The 16,300-nt window shown below is 64.1% G+C and carries 18 protein-coding genes; 14 read left to right on the top strand and 4 right to left on the bottom strand.

All coding sequences use genetic code 11. The features are described 5' to 3' along the window. Positions 1-144: 144 nt before the first annotated feature. A complete protein-coding gene (locus QF092_RS13480; protein ID WP_281464491.1) occupies positions 145-1,341 on the top strand; it encodes a PP2C family protein-serine/threonine phosphatase in 1,197 nt (398 codons plus the stop codon). On the opposite strand, the gene QF092_RS13475 is transcribed toward QF092_RS13480, so the two are convergent. After that, positions 1,338-1,784, bottom strand: a complete 447-nt coding sequence (locus QF092_RS13475) for an NUDIX hydrolase (RefSeq protein ID WP_281464489.1) — start codon at positions 1,782-1,784, stop codon at positions 1,338-1,340. The two genes, QF092_RS13480 and QF092_RS13475, sit on opposite strands and share 4 nt — an antisense overlap. A 69-nt stretch (positions 1,785-1,853) precedes the next feature. Here QF092_RS13475 and hslO point away from each other — a divergent pair, with 69 nt between their 5' ends. The 7 genes from hslO (at position 1,854) to QF092_RS13440 (ending at position 10,164) form a co-directional block, all read left to right on the top strand. Then, positions 1,854-2,849 carry an Hsp33 family molecular chaperone HslO gene (hslO, locus tag QF092_RS13470; protein ID WP_281464487.1) on the top strand — a complete coding sequence of 332 codons (996 nt, stop codon included), beginning with the start codon at positions 1,854-1,856 and terminating at the stop codon, positions 2,847-2,849. Beyond that, positions 2,842-3,438, top strand: a complete 597-nt coding sequence (locus tag QF092_RS13465) for a CoA pyrophosphatase (RefSeq protein WP_281464486.1) — start codon at positions 2,842-2,844, stop codon at positions 3,436-3,438. Before hslO ends, QF092_RS13465 begins: the two co-directional genes overlap by 8 nt. A gap of 3 nt (positions 3,439-3,441) precedes the next feature. Beyond that, entirely contained in the window at positions 3,442-4,581 is a 1,140-nt protein-coding gene (locus tag QF092_RS13460) for a CCA tRNA nucleotidyltransferase (protein ID WP_281464484.1), read from the top strand. Between the two features lie 60 nt (positions 4,582-4,641). Further along, a complete protein-coding gene (locus QF092_RS13455; protein WP_281464482.1) occupies positions 4,642-6,489 on the top strand; it encodes an ABC transporter ATP-binding protein in 1,848 nt (615 codons plus the stop codon). Beyond that, positions 6,486-8,336, top strand: coding sequence for an ABC transporter ATP-binding protein (locus QF092_RS13450; RefSeq protein WP_281464480.1), 1,851 nt, complete (start codon positions 6,486-6,488; stop codon positions 8,334-8,336). Before QF092_RS13455 ends, QF092_RS13450 begins: the two co-directional genes overlap by 4 nt. Further along, positions 8,333-9,556 carry a class I SAM-dependent RNA methyltransferase gene (locus QF092_RS13445; RefSeq protein ID WP_281464478.1) on the top strand — a complete coding sequence of 408 codons (1,224 nt, stop codon included), beginning with the start codon at positions 8,333-8,335 and terminating at the stop codon, positions 9,554-9,556. Before QF092_RS13450 ends, QF092_RS13445 begins: the two co-directional genes overlap by 4 nt. Before the next feature lie 107 nt (positions 9,557-9,663). After that, on the top strand, positions 9,664-10,164 hold the full coding sequence (locus tag QF092_RS13440; protein WP_281464476.1) for a L,D-transpeptidase family protein: 501 nt from the start codon (positions 9,664-9,666) through the stop codon (positions 10,162-10,164). Positions 10,165-10,184: 20 nt separating this feature from the next. Here the strand turns inward: QF092_RS13440 and dalA are convergent, their stop codons facing one another. Next, on the bottom strand, positions 10,185-10,748 hold the full coding sequence (gene dalA / locus QF092_RS13435; protein ID WP_281464474.1) for a divisome-associated lipoprotein DalA: 564 nt from the start codon (positions 10,746-10,748) through the stop codon (positions 10,185-10,187). A 199-nt stretch (positions 10,749-10,947) separates the two neighbouring features. On the opposite strand from dalA, the gene QF092_RS13430 reads away from it, so the two are divergent. Both QF092_RS13430 and QF092_RS13425 read left to right on the top strand, forming a co-directional pair. Next, complete coding sequence (locus QF092_RS13430; RefSeq protein ID WP_281464472.1) at positions 10,948-11,550, top strand: L,D-transpeptidase; 603 nt, start codon at positions 10,948-10,950, stop codon at positions 11,548-11,550. Between the two features lie 145 nt (positions 11,551-11,695). Further along, on the top strand, positions 11,696-11,875 hold the full coding sequence (locus tag QF092_RS13425) for a hypothetical protein (RefSeq protein ID WP_281464470.1): 180 nt from the start codon (positions 11,696-11,698) through the stop codon (positions 11,873-11,875). Positions 11,876-11,959: 84 nt separating this feature from the next. Here the strand turns inward: QF092_RS13425 and hemH are convergent, their stop codons facing one another. Together hemH and QF092_RS13415 are read right to left on the bottom strand one after the other, a co-directional pair. Then, complete coding sequence (gene hemH / locus QF092_RS13420) at positions 11,960-13,015, bottom strand: ferrochelatase (protein ID WP_281469987.1); 1,056 nt, start codon at positions 13,013-13,015, stop codon at positions 11,960-11,962. Between the two features lie 111 nt (positions 13,016-13,126). Further along, a complete protein-coding gene (locus tag QF092_RS13415) occupies positions 13,127-13,954 on the bottom strand; it encodes a methyltransferase domain-containing protein (RefSeq protein WP_281464468.1) in 828 nt (275 codons plus the stop codon). 31 nt (positions 13,955-13,985) lie between these two features. On the opposite strand from QF092_RS13415, the gene QF092_RS13410 reads away from it, so the two are divergent. From QF092_RS13410 to QF092_RS13395, 4 genes are read left to right on the top strand one after another with little or no spacing between them, the layout of a single operon-like run. Beyond that, on the top strand, positions 13,986-14,699 hold the full coding sequence (locus tag QF092_RS13410) for a ComF family protein (RefSeq protein ID WP_281464466.1): 714 nt from the start codon (positions 13,986-13,988) through the stop codon (positions 14,697-14,699). Between the two features lie 51 nt (positions 14,700-14,750). Further along, positions 14,751-15,005, top strand: a complete 255-nt coding sequence (gene grxC, locus QF092_RS13405) for a glutaredoxin 3 (RefSeq protein WP_281464464.1) — start codon at positions 14,751-14,753, stop codon at positions 15,003-15,005. Then, positions 15,005-15,841, top strand: coding sequence for a carbon-nitrogen hydrolase family protein (locus QF092_RS13400; RefSeq protein WP_281464462.1), 837 nt, complete (start codon positions 15,005-15,007; stop codon positions 15,839-15,841). The genes grxC and QF092_RS13400 overlap by 1 nt, the downstream gene beginning before the upstream one ends. Beyond that, on the top strand, positions 15,838-16,299 hold the full coding sequence (locus QF092_RS13395) for a MarR family winged helix-turn-helix transcriptional regulator (RefSeq protein ID WP_281464460.1): 462 nt from the start codon (positions 15,838-15,840) through the stop codon (positions 16,297-16,299). Before QF092_RS13400 ends, QF092_RS13395 begins: the two co-directional genes overlap by 4 nt. Position 16,300 lies beyond the last annotated feature (1 nt).

The raw sequence follows: 16,300 nt of genomic DNA, 5'->3' as shown, positions 1-16,300 counted from the left end.
CCTCCATTTCCCATGCAGGGCAAAGACTGGCGGCGAATCCTTCATGGCTGGTGAAGCCAAACCCCCAGAAAAACATGCAATTTTCGCGATTCACGGGGGTTTAAGGGCAAGGCTTCATAGTGATGCGGGAAAGGATCACCGGGAATGTCACAAGATGCGCCGCAACAGGTGCTTGTCGTCGACGACAGCGCCGCCCAACGCCAGATGCTGATGCGGCAACTCACCCGCTGGGGCTATGCCGTGACGCAGGCCGCCTCGGGGGCCGAGGCGCTTGCCATAGCGCGGCGCACCGATTTCGACATCGTCCTGTCCGATTGGGTCATGCCCGGCATGTCGGGCCCCGATTTCTGCCGCGCCTTTCGCGCCCTGCCAGACAGGGCCTATAGTTATTTCGTCCTGCTCAGCGCGAAGTCGGCAAAGGACGACATCGCCATCGGTCTGGACAGCGGCGCGGACGATTTCCTGACAAAACCGGTGGATTCCACCGAACTCTTGTCACGTCTCCATGCCGGGGAACGCATCCTTGCCATGCAGGCCGAATTGCGCCGCCGCAATGCCGATCTGGAACGCATCCATGCTGCCCTTCACCGCGATCTGGCCGAGGCGCGTCGTTTGCAACTCTCTCTCGCCCCGGAACCGGTTGTCGCGCTTGGCCCCGCCGATCTGGTGTTCCTTCTGCGCCCCTCTGGCCTTCTTGGCGGCGATCTCGTCGGCTGGTTCCCAATCGCCGAAGGGCGCATCCTGCTTTATGCGATAGATGTGTCGGGCCATGGCGTGGCTGCCGCCCTGATGATCGCGCGCCTATCCGCCCTTTTGGCCACAAGATCGCGCGACCAGAACATTGCCTTCCAGAATGGTCACCCCCTGCCGGTGGAAACCATGGTTGCCCGGCTGAACCGTATCCTGCTGTCGGATCAGACGGGGGACCTCTACCTGACCCTTCTTTGCGCAGAACTTGACCTTGCCACTGGGCAATTGCGTTTCGTTCAGGCGGGTCATCCACACCCTTTGCTCCTCAGAACCGATGGCAGCGTCCTGCCACTGGGTGAGGGTGGCCTCCCCGTTGGCCTTGTGCCCGACCCCGGCCATACCGCCCTGACCTTGCGCCTTTCCCCCGGTGATCGGCTGTTCATCGGGTCGGATGGGCTGATCGAATGCCCCGATCGGGCGCAGTCCGATCTGGGGGATGACGGGCTTGCCCGTCTTCTATCAGATCAGGCCCCCAATCGTGGCCGGGCCTTGGCCGATGGCGTCATCGCGGCCCTTGCCACCCATGCTGGCACCACTGACTTTCCCGATGACATCTCGGCCATCGTCATCGATTGGCACGGCCCACCCTAGCGCAATTGACCCAGCGCCCGCGCCAGCATCGCGCGATCCCCGTCATTGCCCAAAAGGTCCAACCCCGCCTGCGCGGGCATCCACACCGCGCGATGCCCCGCCTCGGACGGCGGGCCAAGACGCCGCACCGGATGGGCCAGATAGATGGAACACAGCTTTTCGGCCCAAAGGTCATATTCCGGCATATAGGTGAACCGCCGGAACGCCCCCAGCCGCCGTGTCACGGCGATCTTCCACCCCGTTTCCTCGAAAACCTCACGGTGCAGCGCCGCCACCGGATGTTCGCCGGGATCAATCCCTCCGCCCGGCAACTGATACTCTGGCACGGGTTCCGCCTGATGCGTCGCCAGCAACTCACCCCCGTCCAAGAGGATCGCATAGACCCCCGGCCGCCGCCTGTAGCGTTGACCTTGCTTCACTTGTTCCCCATATCGACGGATCATCTCTTCGGCCCCATGTTTACGCATGCCATATTGGCGCGGTATCAGGGGCTGGCACAATCGGGAAACCCAATGACCATCGGCTCTCAACTCGCCTGGGACGATACCGTCCTGCCGTTTCAGCTTGACCGCTCGGATATCCGCGGCCGTGTCGCGCGTCTCGATGGCGTGCTGGATCAGGTGCTGAAACAGCACGCCTACCCCCCGCAGATCGAGGCACTGGTGGCCGAGGCCGCGCTTCTGACCGCGCTGATCGGTCAGACGATCAAGCTGCGCTGGAAACTGTCCTTGCAGATTCGCGGCAACGGCCCCGCGCGGCTGATCGCGACGGATTACTATGGCCCCTCCGAAGATGGGCAATCCGCCCGTATCCGCGCCTATGCCAGCTTTGATCGCGACAGGCTCGACCCCGCCGCCACCCCGTTCAGCCAGATCGGCGAAGGCTATTTCGCCATCCTGATCGATCAGGGGCAGGGGATGGTGCCCTATCAGGGCATCACCCCCATCGCGGGCGGTTCCCTCGCGTCTTGCGCGGAAACCTATTTCGCGCAATCCGAACAGCTGCCCACCCGCTTTGCCGTCACCTATGGCCGCAGCCAGCAGCCGGGGGCCGCCCCCCATTGGCGCGCAGGCGGCGTGATGCTGCAACACATGCCCAAGGCATCGCCCTTTGTCGCCAATGGCGAAGGCACGGGCGAAGGTGGGCTTCTCACCCATTCCGATATCCTGTCGGGGGATGAGGGCGAAAACTGGAACCGCGCCAACCTCCTCCTCGACACAGTCGAAGAGATGGAGCTGATCGGCCCCTCGGTGCAACCGACCGACCTTTTGGTCCGCCTCTTCCACGAAGAGGAACCGCGCGTCTTCGACGCCCAACCTGTGCGCTTTGGCTGCTCTTGCTCCGAAGAAAAGGTCCGCAATTCGCTGTCCATCTATTCGGCCAAGGACATCGCCCACATGACAACGGATGAAGGCATCGTCACCGCCGATTGCCAGTTCTGTGGCGCGCATTACGAATTGGACCCGAAAACCGTGGGGTTTGAGGCGGAAAAGGCCCCCGATGCATGACGCGGAGTCCCGGCTGCGCGAGGCCCTTGCCCGCCCCGCGCGGCCGTCTTCGGATTTCGACCTGAACCCCGGCATTACCCTGCCGCCGGGCCGCAGCCTTCGGCCCGCCGCGGTGCTGGTTCCCGTCTGGCTGCACCCCGATGGCGCGCGGCTGATCCTGACGAAACGGTCATCGCATCTGAAACACCACCCCGGCCAGATCGCCTTTCCGGGCGGCAAGGTGGATGCGGGCGATGATGGCGCCATCGGCGCCGCCCTGCGTGAAAGCCGCGAAGAGGTGGGGCTTCCCCCCGCCCTTGTCGAAATCGCTGGAACCCTGCCCGACCATGAAACCGTCACCGGGTTCTCTGTCACCCCCATCCTCGGCTTCATCCGCGACAGCTTCACTCCCATCCCCGAGGCGGGCGAGGTGGAAGAAGTCTTCACCCTCCCCCTCTCTCACGTCCTGACACCCGGCAACTACGCCATCGAACGCCGCCGCTGGCGCAATGAATGGCGCAGGTACTATGCCGTGCCCTATGGTCCCTATTACATCTGGGGGGCCACGGCGCGCATCCTGCGCAGTCTGGCCGATAGGGTGCAGGGGTAAGGCATGAGGTTGACGGGTGACTGGCTAACCGACCCGGCTGCGCAATCCGTCTGCGCGGCGATCCTCGCGGGCGGGCATCAGGCGCTCTTTGTTGGCGGCTGCGTCCGCAATGGCCTCTTGAACATGCCCGTGGGCGATATCGACATCGCCACCGACGCCACGCCCGACCGTGTCATTGCGCTGGCCAAGGCGGCAGGGCTGAAATCCGTGCCGACAGGGATCGACCACGGCACCGTCACCCTTGTCGCGGATGGCAAACCACACGAAGTCACCACTTTTCGCCGCGATGTGGCTACCGATGGCCGCCGCGCCGTTGTGGCCTTTTCTGACCGCATCGAAGAAGACGCCGCCCGCCGCGACTTCACGATGAACGCCCTCTATGCACGCCCCGATGGCACGCTGGTTGATCCACTCCAAGGCCTGCCCGACCTGCACGCACGCCGTGTCCGCTTTGTCGGCGACCCGGATAGCCGCATCCGCGAAGATTACCTTCGCATCCTGCGCTTCTTCCGCTTCACCGCTTGGTATGGCGATCCCGCCCAAGGCATGGATGCCGACGGCCTTGCCGCCTGCGCAGCGGGCATCGACGGCCTGCATGCCCTGTCCAAGGAGCGCGTCGGGGCCGAGATGCGCAAGCTTCTTTCCGCCCCCGATCCCGCCCCCGCCGTGGGCAGCATGGCGCAGGCAGGCATCCTTGCCGCCCTGCTGCCCGGCGCCGATCCGCGCTTGCTTGCCCCTCTGATCCATCTGGAACAGGGCGAACCCATCCGCTGGCTGCGCCGCATGGCGGCGCTGGGTGGGCCGGACCCGACCGATGCGCTGCGCCTCTCGCGCAGCGACTCGCGCGATTTGGCCCATCTCCGCGCCGCGCTCGAAGGCACCCAGACGCCTGCCGTTCTTGGCCACAGCCTTGGCCCGGCCCTTGCCATGGATGCCTTGCTTCTGCGGGCCGCCCTTTTCGAACAGCCCCTCCCCCCCACTGCAAAAGACGACGTGGCGCGCGGCGCGGCTACCCCTTTCCCCGTCACCGCCGCCGACCTGCCCGCCCTGTCCGGCCCTGCACTTGGGCAGGAACTCAAACGGCTGAAAAACCTCTGGCTTTCCTCTGACCTGCGGCTGACACGCTCACAACTGCTTGGCTGACCGTTTCCCTTCGCCAAGAAGGGGGCTATATCGTGGGGTCTGACATAGAGGCTTCTCCCCGTGTTTCGTTTTTTCGAAGGCCTCGTTGACCCCTACGGTCCCTACGAGCAAACCGATACGCCGCCCCGGCGGCTCTGGCCCTTTCTGAAGGATTACATCCGCCCCTTCCGAGGGGTCTTTGCCATCACGGCCATCCTGTCGGTCATCACCGCTTTCGCCGATGTCGCGCTGATCTGGTATGTCGGGCGGCTTGTAGACCTTCTGGCGCAGAACGGCCCCCAGCAGGCATGGGCGCTCAACGGCACCGAGATGATCGCCGTCGCGCTGGCCGTCCTGATCCTGCGCCCCCTCCTCCTCGTCGCCAATGTCGCGCTCCTCCACAACACCATCCTGCCCAATTTCGGCACGATGATCCGCTGGCGGGCCCATGCCCATGTCATCCGCCAACCCGTCGGCTGGTTCGAATCCGATTTCGCGGGCCGCATCGCCAACCGCATCATGCAAACGCCCCCCGCGGCAGGCGATGCCGTGTTTCAGACCTTCGATGCCGTGGCCTTCGCCTCGGTCACCGTCGTCGGCGCAGCCATCATGCTGGCCGATGCTGACCCCCGGCTCCTGTTGCCGCTGGTCCTGTGGTTCATCCTCTACGGCGCCCTTGTGCGCTGGACGATCCGGCACGCTGGCCCGGCATCCAAGGCCAGTTCCGACGCCCGTTCCGCCGTCACGGGCCGCGTGGTGGATGCCTATACCAACATCCATTCCGTCAAGCTGTTCGCCCATGACGCCCGCGAACTCGACTACGCCAAGGAATCGATCGAACACGCGCGCGAGACGTTCAAGCAAGAGATGCGCATCATCACCAAGATGGACCTCGCGCTGACCGTGCTGAACGGCTTTCTTATCGTTGCCATCACGGGTTGGGCGATCCTTCTGTGGTATCAATCCGCTGCCACCATCGGCACCGTCGCCGCCGCCACCGCCCTTGTCCTGCGGCTGAACAACATGACTTATTGGATCATGTGGGCCTTCTCGTCTTTGGTGCAGGCCTTGGGCGTGGTGCAGGAAGGGATGGAAACGATCACCCACCCCATCACCCTTGTCGATGCGCCGAATGCCAAGCCTCTGGCCTTCCGCGAAGGCAGGATCGAACTGGACAATATCCGTCACCATTACGGGCGCGGCTCAGGCGGGCTGCAGGGCATTTCCCTCACGATCAACCCCGGTGAAAAGATCGGGGTGGTGGGCCGCTCTGGCGCGGGCAAGTCCACCTTGGTGAAGCTCATGCTGCGCTTTTACGATTGCGAAGCAGGCCGCATCCTGATCGACGGGCAGGATATCGCACAGGTCACCCAGAACAGCCTGCGCAGCCGCATCGGCATGGTGCAGCAGGACAGCTCTCTCCTTCACCGTTCCGTCCGCGACAATATCCTCTACGGCCGCCCCGACGCGACCGAGGAAGACATGATCACCGCCGCCAAGCGGGCCGATGCCCATGACTTCATCCTGACGCTGGAAGACCCACAGGGCAGGCGCGGCTATGACGCCCATGTCGGCGAGCGCGGCGTGAAACTCTCGGGTGGTCAGCGTCAGCGCGTCGCCCTTGCCCGCGTCATCCTGAAGGATGCGCCAATCCTGATCTTGGACGAGGCGACCTCCGCGCTGGATTCAGAGGCCGAGGCCGCCATCCAAGACGCACTTTATGGCGTGATGCAGGGCAAGACCGTCATCGCCATCGCGCACCGCCTGTCTACCATCGCCGCGATGGACCGCATCATCGTTCTGGAAGATGGACGCATTGCCGAACAGGGCACCCATGCCGACCTTCTGGTGCAGGGCGGGCTTTATGCCCGCTTCTGGGCCCGGCAATCGGGGGGCTTCATCGGCTTGGAAGAAGAGGCCGCCGAATGACCCTTTCCCGCACACTCGGCAACGCCATCGATGCCTTCCGCCCCGCTGACGGCCCCCCGCCGCAATCCTTGGGCAAGTTCTTCCGCTGGTCGCTGAAGGGGTCATGGCCCGCCCTCACCGTGGCGGGCATCCTCTCGTCCCTTGCCGGGGTGACAGAGGTCGTCTCAGCCCTCATCCTCGGCTGGGTGATCGACGCGGCCCTAGCCTCTGGCCCCGACCGCTTCTTCGCCGATCATGGCCTGCTGATCGCTTCCTTCCTGATCTTCTACATGGTCCTGCGTCCGCTGGCCTTTGGCATCTCTTCGGCGTCCAACTCCATCGTCGTCGGCCCCAATGTTCTGCCGCTTGTCCTATCCCGCCTGCACCGCTGGACGCTGGGTCAGGCCGTCACCTTCTTCGACAATGATTTCGCAGGCCGCATCGCGACAAAGCAGATGCAGGCCGCCCGCGCCGTCACCGATGTCGCGACCGAAGTCATCAACACCGTCTGCTTCGCGCTGGCCTCTGTCATCGGATCGGTCATCTTCCTGATCGCCATCGACAACCGCATCGCGCTGGCGCTCGCGGTCTGGCTGGTGGCCTATATCCTGCTGATCCGCTTCTTCATGCCCCGCGTGCGCGTCAACTCCGCCGCCCGCGCCTCATCCCGCGCGATGGTTTCGGGTCAGGTCGTCGACACGATCACCAATATCAAAACGGTGAAGCTTTTTGCCCATGCCGCATTCGAAGACCGCGTCGCCCTGAAGTCGATGGAGGTGTTTCGCGAAAAATCCCTCGAATTCGGCGTCATTTCCACCTTCTTCCGCCTGTCCTTGATGACCTTGGCGGGCGTCCTGCCCGTCCTCCTGATCGGCGGCGCGGTGCTTTTGTGGATGCAGGGGGCCTCCACCGCAGGCGACATCGCAGCCGCAGGGGCCATCGCCATGCGCATTGCCCAGATGTCAGGCTGGGTCAGCTTCACCCTCATGTCCATCTACACCTCAGTGGGCGAAGTGGAGGATGGGATGAAAACCCTTGCCGTCCCCCACGCCCTTGCCGATGCGCCCGACGCCCACGAACTCCCCCCCATCAAGGGCGAGGTGCGCTTCGATCACGCCTCCTTCGCCTATGGCCGCAAACGGGGCGGCGTCCGCGACATCGACCTCACCATCCGCGCGGGCGAAAAACTGGGGATCGTGGGGGCCTCTGGCGCCGGGAAATCCTCGCTCGTCTCCCTCCTCCTCCGGCTCTATGACACCGAATCCGGCGATGTTAGGGTCGATGGCCACGACGTTCGCACCGTCACGCAGGAATCCCTGCGCCGCCAGATCGGCATGGTCACGCAGGAAACCGCGATGTTCAATCGCTCCGCCCGTGACAACATCGCCTATGGCAAGCCGGGGGCCACGGATGACGAAATCATCGCCGCTGCCCGCGCCGCCGAGGCGCATGAATTCATCAGCCAGATGATCGATCACAACGGGCGCAAGGGATACGACGCCTACCTTGGCGAACGCGGCGTGAAACTGTCAGGTGGTCAGCGTCAGCGCATCGCCCTCGCCCGTGCCTTCCTCAAGGATGCGCCCATCCTCGTGCTGGATGAGGCAACCTCGGCACTGGATTCCGAGGTGGAGGCGAATATCCAAGACGCCCTTTCCCGCGTCATGGAAGGCAAGACCGTGCTGGCCATCGCGCACCGCCTTTCCACCATCTCGGCGATGGACCGCATCGTTGTGCTTGACGATGGCCGGATCGTCGAGGAAGGCACGCATGAGACGCTCCTCGCCAAGGGCGGCCTCTACGCCCGCTACTGGAACCGCCAGTCGGGCGGCTTCATCGGCACCGACGAAAAGGAAGCGGCAGAGTGATCCTGACCATCGACCGATTGGGTCATCTGGGCGACGGTATCGCCAAAGGCCCCGATGGCCCCGTCTACATCCCTGGCCTTCTCCCGGGCGAAGAGGTGGAGGGCACCCTGCACGGCGACCGTCTGCTTGATCCCCGCATCGTCACCCCCTCAGCCGACCGCAAGAAACCGCCTTGCCCGCATGCCCGCAGCTGTGGCGGTTGCCTGATGCAGCACGCGGCCGATCCTTTCGTGACGGCATGGAAAGAAGCGATCGTTCAAGGCGCCCTTGCGGGCCAAGGCCTTGATGCCCCCTTCCGCGCCACCCATACCTCCCCCCCAAACAGCCGCCGCCGCGCCACGCTGGCCGCACGCAAGACAAAGGGCGGCGCGCTGATCGGCTTTCACGCTCGCGGGTCCGACCTCATCATCCCCGTGCCGAACTGCAACCTCTTGCACCCGGACCTCCTCGCCACCCTTCCGGCGTTAGAGGCACTGACCCGCGCGGGCGGGTCACGCTCCACCGAACTCGCCCTCACCGTCACGCGCAGCCTGTCCGGCCCCGACGTCGCCGTGTCAGGCGGCAAGGAACTTGACGGTCCCCTGCGCATGGACCTTGCCCGCATCGCCGAAACCCACGGCCTTGCCCGCCTCACTTGGGATGGCGAAACCGTCACCCTCCGCACCGCGCCGATGCAGCGTTTCGGCAAGGCCCTTGTCGCCCCGCCCCCCGGTGCCTTCCTTCAGGCCACCCCGCAGGGCGAAGCGGCCCTTCTCGCTGCCGTCACCGATGCCGTCGGGGGCGCGCGGCGCATCGCCGACCTTTTCGCAGGCTGCGGCACCTTCGCCCTGCCCCTTTCGGAACGCGCCGAACTTCACGCCGTCGAAGGCGAAACCGCCATGACCGCCGCCTTGGAAAAGGGCTGGCGGGCCACCCCCGGCCTCAAGAAACTTACCACCGAAACGCGTGACCTTTTCCGCCGCCCGCTGGAACCCGATGAACTCCGATCTTTCGATGCCGTGGTGATCGACCCGCCAAGGGCAGGGGCCGAGGCGCAATTCACCACGCTGGCCCGCAGCCAAGTCCCCGTTATCGCGGCTGTTTCCTGCAATCCCGTTACCTTTGCCCGCGACGCCCGCCTCCTGATCGCCGCAGGTTTCGCCCTCGACTGGGTGCAGGTGATCGACCAGTTCCGCTGGTCCGCGCATGTCGAACTCGCCGCCCGCTTCTCGCGCCGATAATCCCGCTGACGAATCCGTGAGCGGCCCCTCCGAAAGGTCTCCTAGCCAGACCCGCGAATTTCGGCTATGCGGCTGAAAAAACGATAATCGGCAAGGCGGGCAGTGTCATGCGGTGGTTTCTGAAGGTTTTCCTCGTTCTCGCCCTCGCGCTGGGCCTGTCGGCCTGCGGCGGCAGCGGCAAGTTCCGCAAGTATAACGGGCCAGAGGTGACCTCGGTTCAGGTCCACAAGGCCGCACGCAAAATGTATCTGCTGCACAATGGCCGGGTGCTGGAATCCTACGATATCGCGCTGGGGTTCGCCCCCGAAGGCCACAAGCAGTTCGAAGGCGATGGCAAGACCCCCGAAGGCGCCTATTACATCACCCATCGCAACCCCAACTCGGCCTTCCACCTGTCCTTGGGCATCTCTTACCCCAACACGGCGGATCGTGCCTTCGCCGAAGAGGCAGGCAAATCCCCCGGTGGCGATATCTTCATCCATGGCGGCCCGCGCCGCCCCATCTCGCGCCGCGACTGGACCGAAGGCTGCATCGCCGTCACCGACAAAGAGATGGAGGTGATCTACGCCATGGTCAAACCCGGCACCGTCATCCACATCCTGCCCTGATCGGGGCAGGCTGCACGGCCCTAGCCGTTAAATGCCGCGCTCTGGAACCCGCCAAAGCCCCCGCTCGTCCCGGTAACGAGGGTCCACCAGATCTTGCCATTGGGTTCCTGAAACCATGCAAAGCCCAATTCCGTCGCCGCCGGATCAAGGATCACGTTGCGCATGTCGGGGCTTTCCATCCACGTGGCCAGCGTCTCCAACTCCGTCTCGTAGGTTTCTGAAATCAACTCACCCAGCAGCTTGCCGGTATACCCCACGCGCTGCACCCGCACCAAAGGCGACGACCCGTCAGACCCGAAATGCCAAGGCCGGTTCTGCACCGACATGTCGCGCGCATGAGTCGCCGCCGCCGCATTCAACTGCGCGTTCAGCGTCAGTTGACCCAGACCCCGCGCCTGCCGCAAGGCATTGACGGAATCCAGCAGCCGATATTCGATCGTCCCCGCCCCCTGCGCCGCCGTAGGATAGACCTGCGGCAGGGGTTTGCCATCCGGTCCCAGCTTCGGGCCTGCACCCATTGTGGGGCTACAGGCCGCCAGCGCCGCCGCAGCACCGCCCAGCATCAGCATCGTCCGTCTGTTCATGTCCTGCCCGCCCCTCATGCGCCGCAGCGCCGGTTCTTTGTGCCGCTCTTTATCGAAAGCGCGGTTGCAGTTCAAACCCAACTCTCCGTGACAGGGGTTTCCTGCGGCCCTTTGCCGACTGACGCGCGTTTGATTTGCCGAAACTGGGCAAAATCGCTATCACGCCCGCAAAGCCACAACCAAGAAACGAGGCAAGCAGATGACTGCCGACCGCAGGCCGCCCATGGGCCGCCGCCACTTCATTGCCGGGGCCGCCGCCATCGGGGCCGCCGCCGCCCTTCCTGCCGCCGCGATGGAAGGCTCCACCGAAATTCTTCCCGGTGCCTCCAGTTCGGTGCGCAACAACGCCTCCAGCTTCCGCATGCTGGATTGGCAAAGCTATTTCGACAACACCCGCAAAGGCGCGATCCTTGTCGATCTGACCTCGCGCGCCCTGCATTTCTGGTCCGAGGATCAGTCGATCTACCGCCTTTACCCGACCTCTGTCCCCCTGTCCGAAGACCTCACCCGTCGTGGCCGGACCGAGGTGGTGCAAAAGGTCGTCGCGCCCACGTGGCGGCCCACACCCGCGATGCGCGAACGCAACCCCGAATGGCCCGAAGTGGTGGAAGGCGGGTCTCCAGACAACCCGCTTGGCACCCATGCGCTCTACCTGTCATGGACCTACTATCGCATCCACGGTACCCATGACACGCGCAAGATCGGGCGTCGTTCATCGAACGGTTGCGTGGGCCTCTACAACGAGCACATTCAAGAATTGTTCGCCTTCGCGCAAGTCGGTACGCAAGTGTTGCTAATTTGACGAAAAGCGGCGGAACGGCGCGCGTCACGCAAGCAGCAAGTTGCATTCCGCCTAGGTTGCTGCTTAACAGGGGCCACGAGGTATATCTTGGGTGCATGGCGTCGCCTCTGCAACATTCGTCGTCATGCAATAACTGGAGGTTAACATGAAGAAACTCGCGCTCGCTGCCGCTCTGACGGTCGCCGCCTCGACCGCCTTCGCCGGCGGCATGGCTGAACCGGTCATGGAACCGGAAGTTGTCGAAGCGAACACGTCGTCCTCGGCTGGCGGCATCATCGTTCCGCTGCTGCTCCTGCTGGTCATCGCGGCTGCTGCCTCGAACTGATCTGTCGGATCGCGTACAGGAAAGGGTCGACGAAGCAATTCGTCGACCCTTTTCCTTTTGCCGATCCCCAAGGTCGGCTGCGCTTTAGCGCAGCCAGCCCGTAAGATTTTCCTCGATCACCGCGACAAGCGCCTCGATATGCGGCTCGTCATCGTTCAGGCAGGGGATATAGGTGAACACCTCACCCCCCTCATGCTCGAACGCCTCGCGGATCTCGCCGTTGATCTCTTCCAGCGTTTCGATGCAATCCGCTGAAAACGCCGGCGCAATCACCGCGATCTTCTTCTTCCCCTGCTTGGCCAATTCGGCCACATGCTCCACCGTATAGGGGCGCAGCCATTCTTCGGGGCCAAAGACGGATTGGAAGGTCGTGTCGATCGACCCCTTCTCCCACCCAAGCCGCTCCCGCAACAGGCGCGAGGTTTTGGCACATTGGCAATGATAGGGGTCACCCGACATCAGATACCGCTTCGGCATCCCATGATAGGACGCAACCAGCACATCGGGCTTGTGATCCAGCGCGGCATAAGCCTTCTCAACCGATTGCGCCAAAGCCTCGATATACAGCGGATGGTCGAAATATTCCGGCACCGTCCGCACCGCAGGCTGGCGCTTTTCCTTCATCAACGCGCGAAAGAATTGGTCATTCGCCGTGGCCGAGGTCGCGCCCGCATAATGCGGATAAAGCGGGAAGAAGAGGATCTTCTCGCAGCCCGCCTCGACCATCGCCCTTACCTTCGATTCCGTCGAAGGATTGCCATAGCGCATGCAGAAATCCACCATGATCTCATCGCCATACCGCCCGGCGATCGCTTCGCCGATCTTACGGGTCTGGTCCTTGGTGATTGTCAGCAGGGGGCTTTCGTTCAGGTCATGGTTCCAAATCAGCTTGTAATTCGCGCCTGACGAAAACGGCCGCTTGGACAGGATCACCAGCTGCAACAGCGGCTGCCATATCCATGCCGAATAATCGACCACCCGCTTGTCCGACAGAAACTCGTTCAAATAGCGCCGCATCGACCAATAGTCGTAATTGTCCGGCGTCCCAAGATTGGCCAGCAGCACCCCGATCTTCGCCCGGCGGACGGGCGGATGGTCCGGCCCGGCATGGGCAAGACGCCCCTTCCCAGGATGGATCATGCCCGCGTCATGGCCCATCACGGCACCCTGCGTCGAAGGCTTGGCATCCAGCATCACGTTTCCTTCAGATTCCCGAATATTGCGCGGGACATATAGGCTTATTGGCCGGGGTCAACCGTCCCCGGCCCTGTCAGGCAGTCGCAGCTCGTCTGTTCCCAGCGCATCGGCCAATCTTTGGGCAGCCGAACCGGGGCGCAGCGGCTTTTGCTGGCTGTCATCCGGCGCCCATCCCGTCAGGCAAATGATCTCGAACGTGGCGCTTATGCGCCCATCCGCCCCGGCATGATGCGCCTGATAGAGCGCCGCCGCCCGCGCCATCACCGCCCGCTGCGTGGGCCTGCGCAACCGCGCCATCAACGCATTCCCCTCACCCATGGCCCGCAGATCGCGCATCAAGGCAAAGGCATCCGCGTAAGTCACGGTTTTCGTGAAACTGTCGGCCACAGGAAGGGCAAATCCCGCCCGCTGCAACAGCGCGCCCAGATCGCGGATTTCCCCCATCGGCAGCACGCGCGGCGACAGCCCCCCTGTCACCTCGGCCTCGGCCTGCGCAAGACAGGCCCGCAACTCGGCCAGCGTCTGCCCCCCGAACAGAAACCCCAGAAACAGCCCATCCGAACGCAGCGCGCGGCGGCACTGCACCAACTGCCCGACCGGATCATTCGCCCAATGCAAGGCCAAAGCATGGATCACCAGATCGTGACCTTGCACCCCCAAAGGCAGCACATCCTCATCCGGCACCACCACCGCCCCCGGCAGAGCCCAAACCTGCGGGAAACCCGTCACCACGGCAGGCGACGTAAACCGTCTGTTAACCTCTGCGAGTCTCTCCTCCACCTCAGCACGCACTTCATCATGCAGAAACAGCGCGCCCTCTTCGGTACGGGCGCGGTTGCGCAGCAGGGCAGGGCGGTCGGTCATCAGGGGTGGCGTTTGCATGACGCGGACCTTCGCCAGAAAGGGAAACAGAATGCAAGCGGCTCTCCATCTTCTCTATCCGCCGCAATGCCTGTCCTGCGGCGGGCTGGTGGAAAGCGTCTTCGCCCTCTGCCCCGATTGCTGGCGCGATACACCCTTCATCACGGGCCTTGTCTGCGACAGCTGCGGCACCCCCCTTCCCGGCGAGGATGACGCCACCGTGCATTGCGACGACTGCCTCACGCTGGCCCGCCCATGGGATCAGGGCCGCGCCGCGCTGGTTTACCGTGACAGGGCGCGCAACCTCACGCTTGCCCTGAAACACGGCGACCGCACCGATCTGGCCCAACCAGCGGCCCGCTGGCTCTATCGTGCAGCCCAACCAATCCTGCGCCCCGGCATGATCGTGGCCCCCATCCCACTGCACTGGTTTCGGCTCTTTCGCCGCCGCTATAACCAATCCGCTCTGCTTTCCGCAGCGCTCGCCAAGGCCGCAGACTTGCCCCATATCCCGGACCTCTTGATCCGCCCCCGCCGCACCCCCACGCAAGATGGGCGCGACCGCGACGCCCGCTTTCGTAACGTCACTGGCGCGATTCGCGCCCATCCCCGCCATGCGCCGCGCCTGAAGGGGGCAGAGGTGCTGCTGATCGACGACGTGATGACCTCCGGCGCCACCCTTGCCGCCGCGACAGAGGCCTGCCTTGCAGCGGGTGCAAGGCGGGTATCCATTGCCGTGCTGGCCCGCGTTGCTAAGGATGCCTAAATCCCTATAGTTCGGCCCAACGCCGCCCCGTCGCCGCCAAGGATGCATCCCGTGAAACCCGTCGAAATCTACACCACCCCGATCTGCCCCTATTGCCACGCCGCAAAACGGCTGCTGACCAAGAAGGGCGTGGCCTTCACCGAAATCGATGTCAGTCGTGACCCCGCGCTGCGCGATACGATGACAACGCGGGCAAAAGGCCGCCGCACCGTCCCGCAGATTTTCATCGGCGGCACCCATGTCGGTGGCTGCGACGACCTCCACGCATTGGAGGCGGATGGAAAACTCGACCCGATGCTGGCCTGATGCGCGCGGGCTTGGTGCAACTTACCGTAACGGATGATCCGGCGGAAAATCTGCCGATCACCCTGTCGCACATCGCCGCCGCCGCTTCTGGCGGCGCGGGCTTCGTGCTGACACCGGAATGCACCAACGCCCTGTCGTCCAACCGCGCCCGCCTGCGGACGCTTTTGCACCCCGAGGAAACCGATCCCACCCTCGCCGCGCTGCGCGACGCGGCTGCCAAGCACGGCATCTGGCTGCTGATCGGCTCGCTTGGCCTTCTGACCCAAGACGAAGACGGCCGCTTCGCCAACCGCTCCTTCCTGATAGCGCCAGACGGCGGCATCGCCGCCCGCTACGACAAGATCCACATGTTCGACGTGAACGTGTCCGAGACCGAGGTTTACCGCGAATCCGCAGGCTACCGCCCCGGCAATCGCGCCATCTTGGCCGAAACGCCCTTTGCCAAGATCGGCCTGACCGTCTGCTACGACGTCCGCTTCCCCCATCTTTACCGCCGCCTTGCGCAATCGGGCGCGCAGATCATCACCGTCCCCGCCGCTTTCAACCACATCACCGGCGCCGCGCATTGGGAAACCCTGCTCCGTGCCCGCGCGATTGAAACCGGCTGCTTCATCCTCGCCCCCGCCCAGACCGGCTTTCACCCGGAAAAAGATGGCAAGGGCCGCCGAACCCACGGCCATTCCCTCGCCATCGCCCCATGGGGAGAGGTTCTGTCAGACGCAGGCACCGAACCCGGCGTCACCTTCGTCGATCTTGATCTGGCCGAGGTGGCAAAGGCCCGCGCCCGCATCCCCTCCCTGTCTCACGACCGCGATTTCACGGGGCCCGGCTCATGAAGCCCCCCGAAAAACAGCCGGTCGAAAAAACCGAAGACATCGCCGTCGCCCTGTTTGGCGAGTTGTTCATGGCCGACCAACTCGCCCGCAACCGCATCTCCAAGGTGCTGCCCAAGGGGATGGAACTGTCGCATTTCGGCGTGCTGAACCACCTCGCGCGGGTGAATGACGAACGCACCCCCGCGCAGCTTGCCCGCGCCTTCCACGTCACGCGTGGGGCGATGACAAACACGCTGACCCGCCTGGAATGGGCGGGCCACATCCATATCCGTCCCGATTGGGATGATGCCCGCCGCAAATTCGTGGCCATCAGCCCGGCGGGAAGGGCCGCCCGTGACGCCGCCGTGCAAGCCGTCGCCCCCCTGATCGGCGAAGTGGTGCAGGCCCTAGGCGCCGACCGCGTCCGCGCCGTCCTCCCCGTTTTGCGCGAAATGCGGACACGTCTGGAAGGCGAGTAGG

The sequence above is a fragment of the Fuscovulum ytuae genome (genome assembly GCF_029953595.1).
In the GTDB taxonomy this organism is placed as follows: domain Bacteria; phylum Pseudomonadota; class Alphaproteobacteria; order Rhodobacterales; family Rhodobacteraceae; genus Paragemmobacter; species Paragemmobacter ytuae.
The sequence above is the reverse complement of the archived record's forward strand: the minus strand, read 5'-3'. Positions and strand labels throughout refer to the sequence as shown.

Coding starts and splice junctions, on each gene's coding strand:
- QF092_RS13460 (WP_281464484.1), top strand. CDS start 3,442: ATGAGGTTGACGGGTGACTGGCTAACCGACCCGGCTGCGCAATCCGTC.
- QF092_RS13415 (WP_281464468.1), bottom strand. CDS start 13,954: ATGCAAACGCCACCCCTGATGACCGACCGCCCTGCCCTGCTGCGCAAC.
- QF092_RS13480 (WP_281464491.1), top strand. CDS start 145: ATGTCACAAGATGCGCCGCAACAGGTGCTTGTCGTCGACGACAGCGCC.
- QF092_RS13400 (WP_281464462.1), top strand. CDS start 15,005: ATGCGCGCGGGCTTGGTGCAACTTACCGTAACGGATGATCCGGCGGAA.
- QF092_RS13440 (WP_281464476.1), top strand. CDS start 9,664: ATGCGGTGGTTTCTGAAGGTTTTCCTCGTTCTCGCCCTCGCGCTGGGC.
- QF092_RS13465 (WP_281464486.1), top strand. CDS start 2,842: ATGCATGACGCGGAGTCCCGGCTGCGCGAGGCCCTTGCCCGCCCCGCG.
- QF092_RS13450 (WP_281464480.1), top strand. CDS start 6,486: ATGACCCTTTCCCGCACACTCGGCAACGCCATCGATGCCTTCCGCCCC.
- QF092_RS13430 (WP_281464472.1), top strand. CDS start 10,948: ATGACTGCCGACCGCAGGCCGCCCATGGGCCGCCGCCACTTCATTGCC.
- hslO (WP_281464487.1), top strand. CDS start 1,854: ATGACCATCGGCTCTCAACTCGCCTGGGACGATACCGTCCTGCCGTTT.
- hemH (WP_281469987.1), bottom strand. CDS start 13,015: ATGATCCATCCTGGGAAGGGGCGTCTTGCCCATGCCGGGCCGGACCAT.
- QF092_RS13395 (WP_281464460.1), top strand. CDS start 15,838: ATGAAGCCCCCCGAAAAACAGCCGGTCGAAAAAACCGAAGACATCGCC.
- dalA (WP_281464474.1), bottom strand. CDS start 10,748: ATGAACAGACGGACGATGCTGATGCTGGGCGGTGCTGCGGCGGCGCTG.
- QF092_RS13425 (WP_281464470.1), top strand. CDS start 11,696: ATGAAGAAACTCGCGCTCGCTGCCGCTCTGACGGTCGCCGCCTCGACC.
- QF092_RS13475 (WP_281464489.1), bottom strand. CDS start 1,784: ATGATCCGTCGATATGGGGAACAAGTGAAGCAAGGTCAACGCTACAGG.
- QF092_RS13410 (WP_281464466.1), top strand. CDS start 13,986: ATGCAAGCGGCTCTCCATCTTCTCTATCCGCCGCAATGCCTGTCCTGC.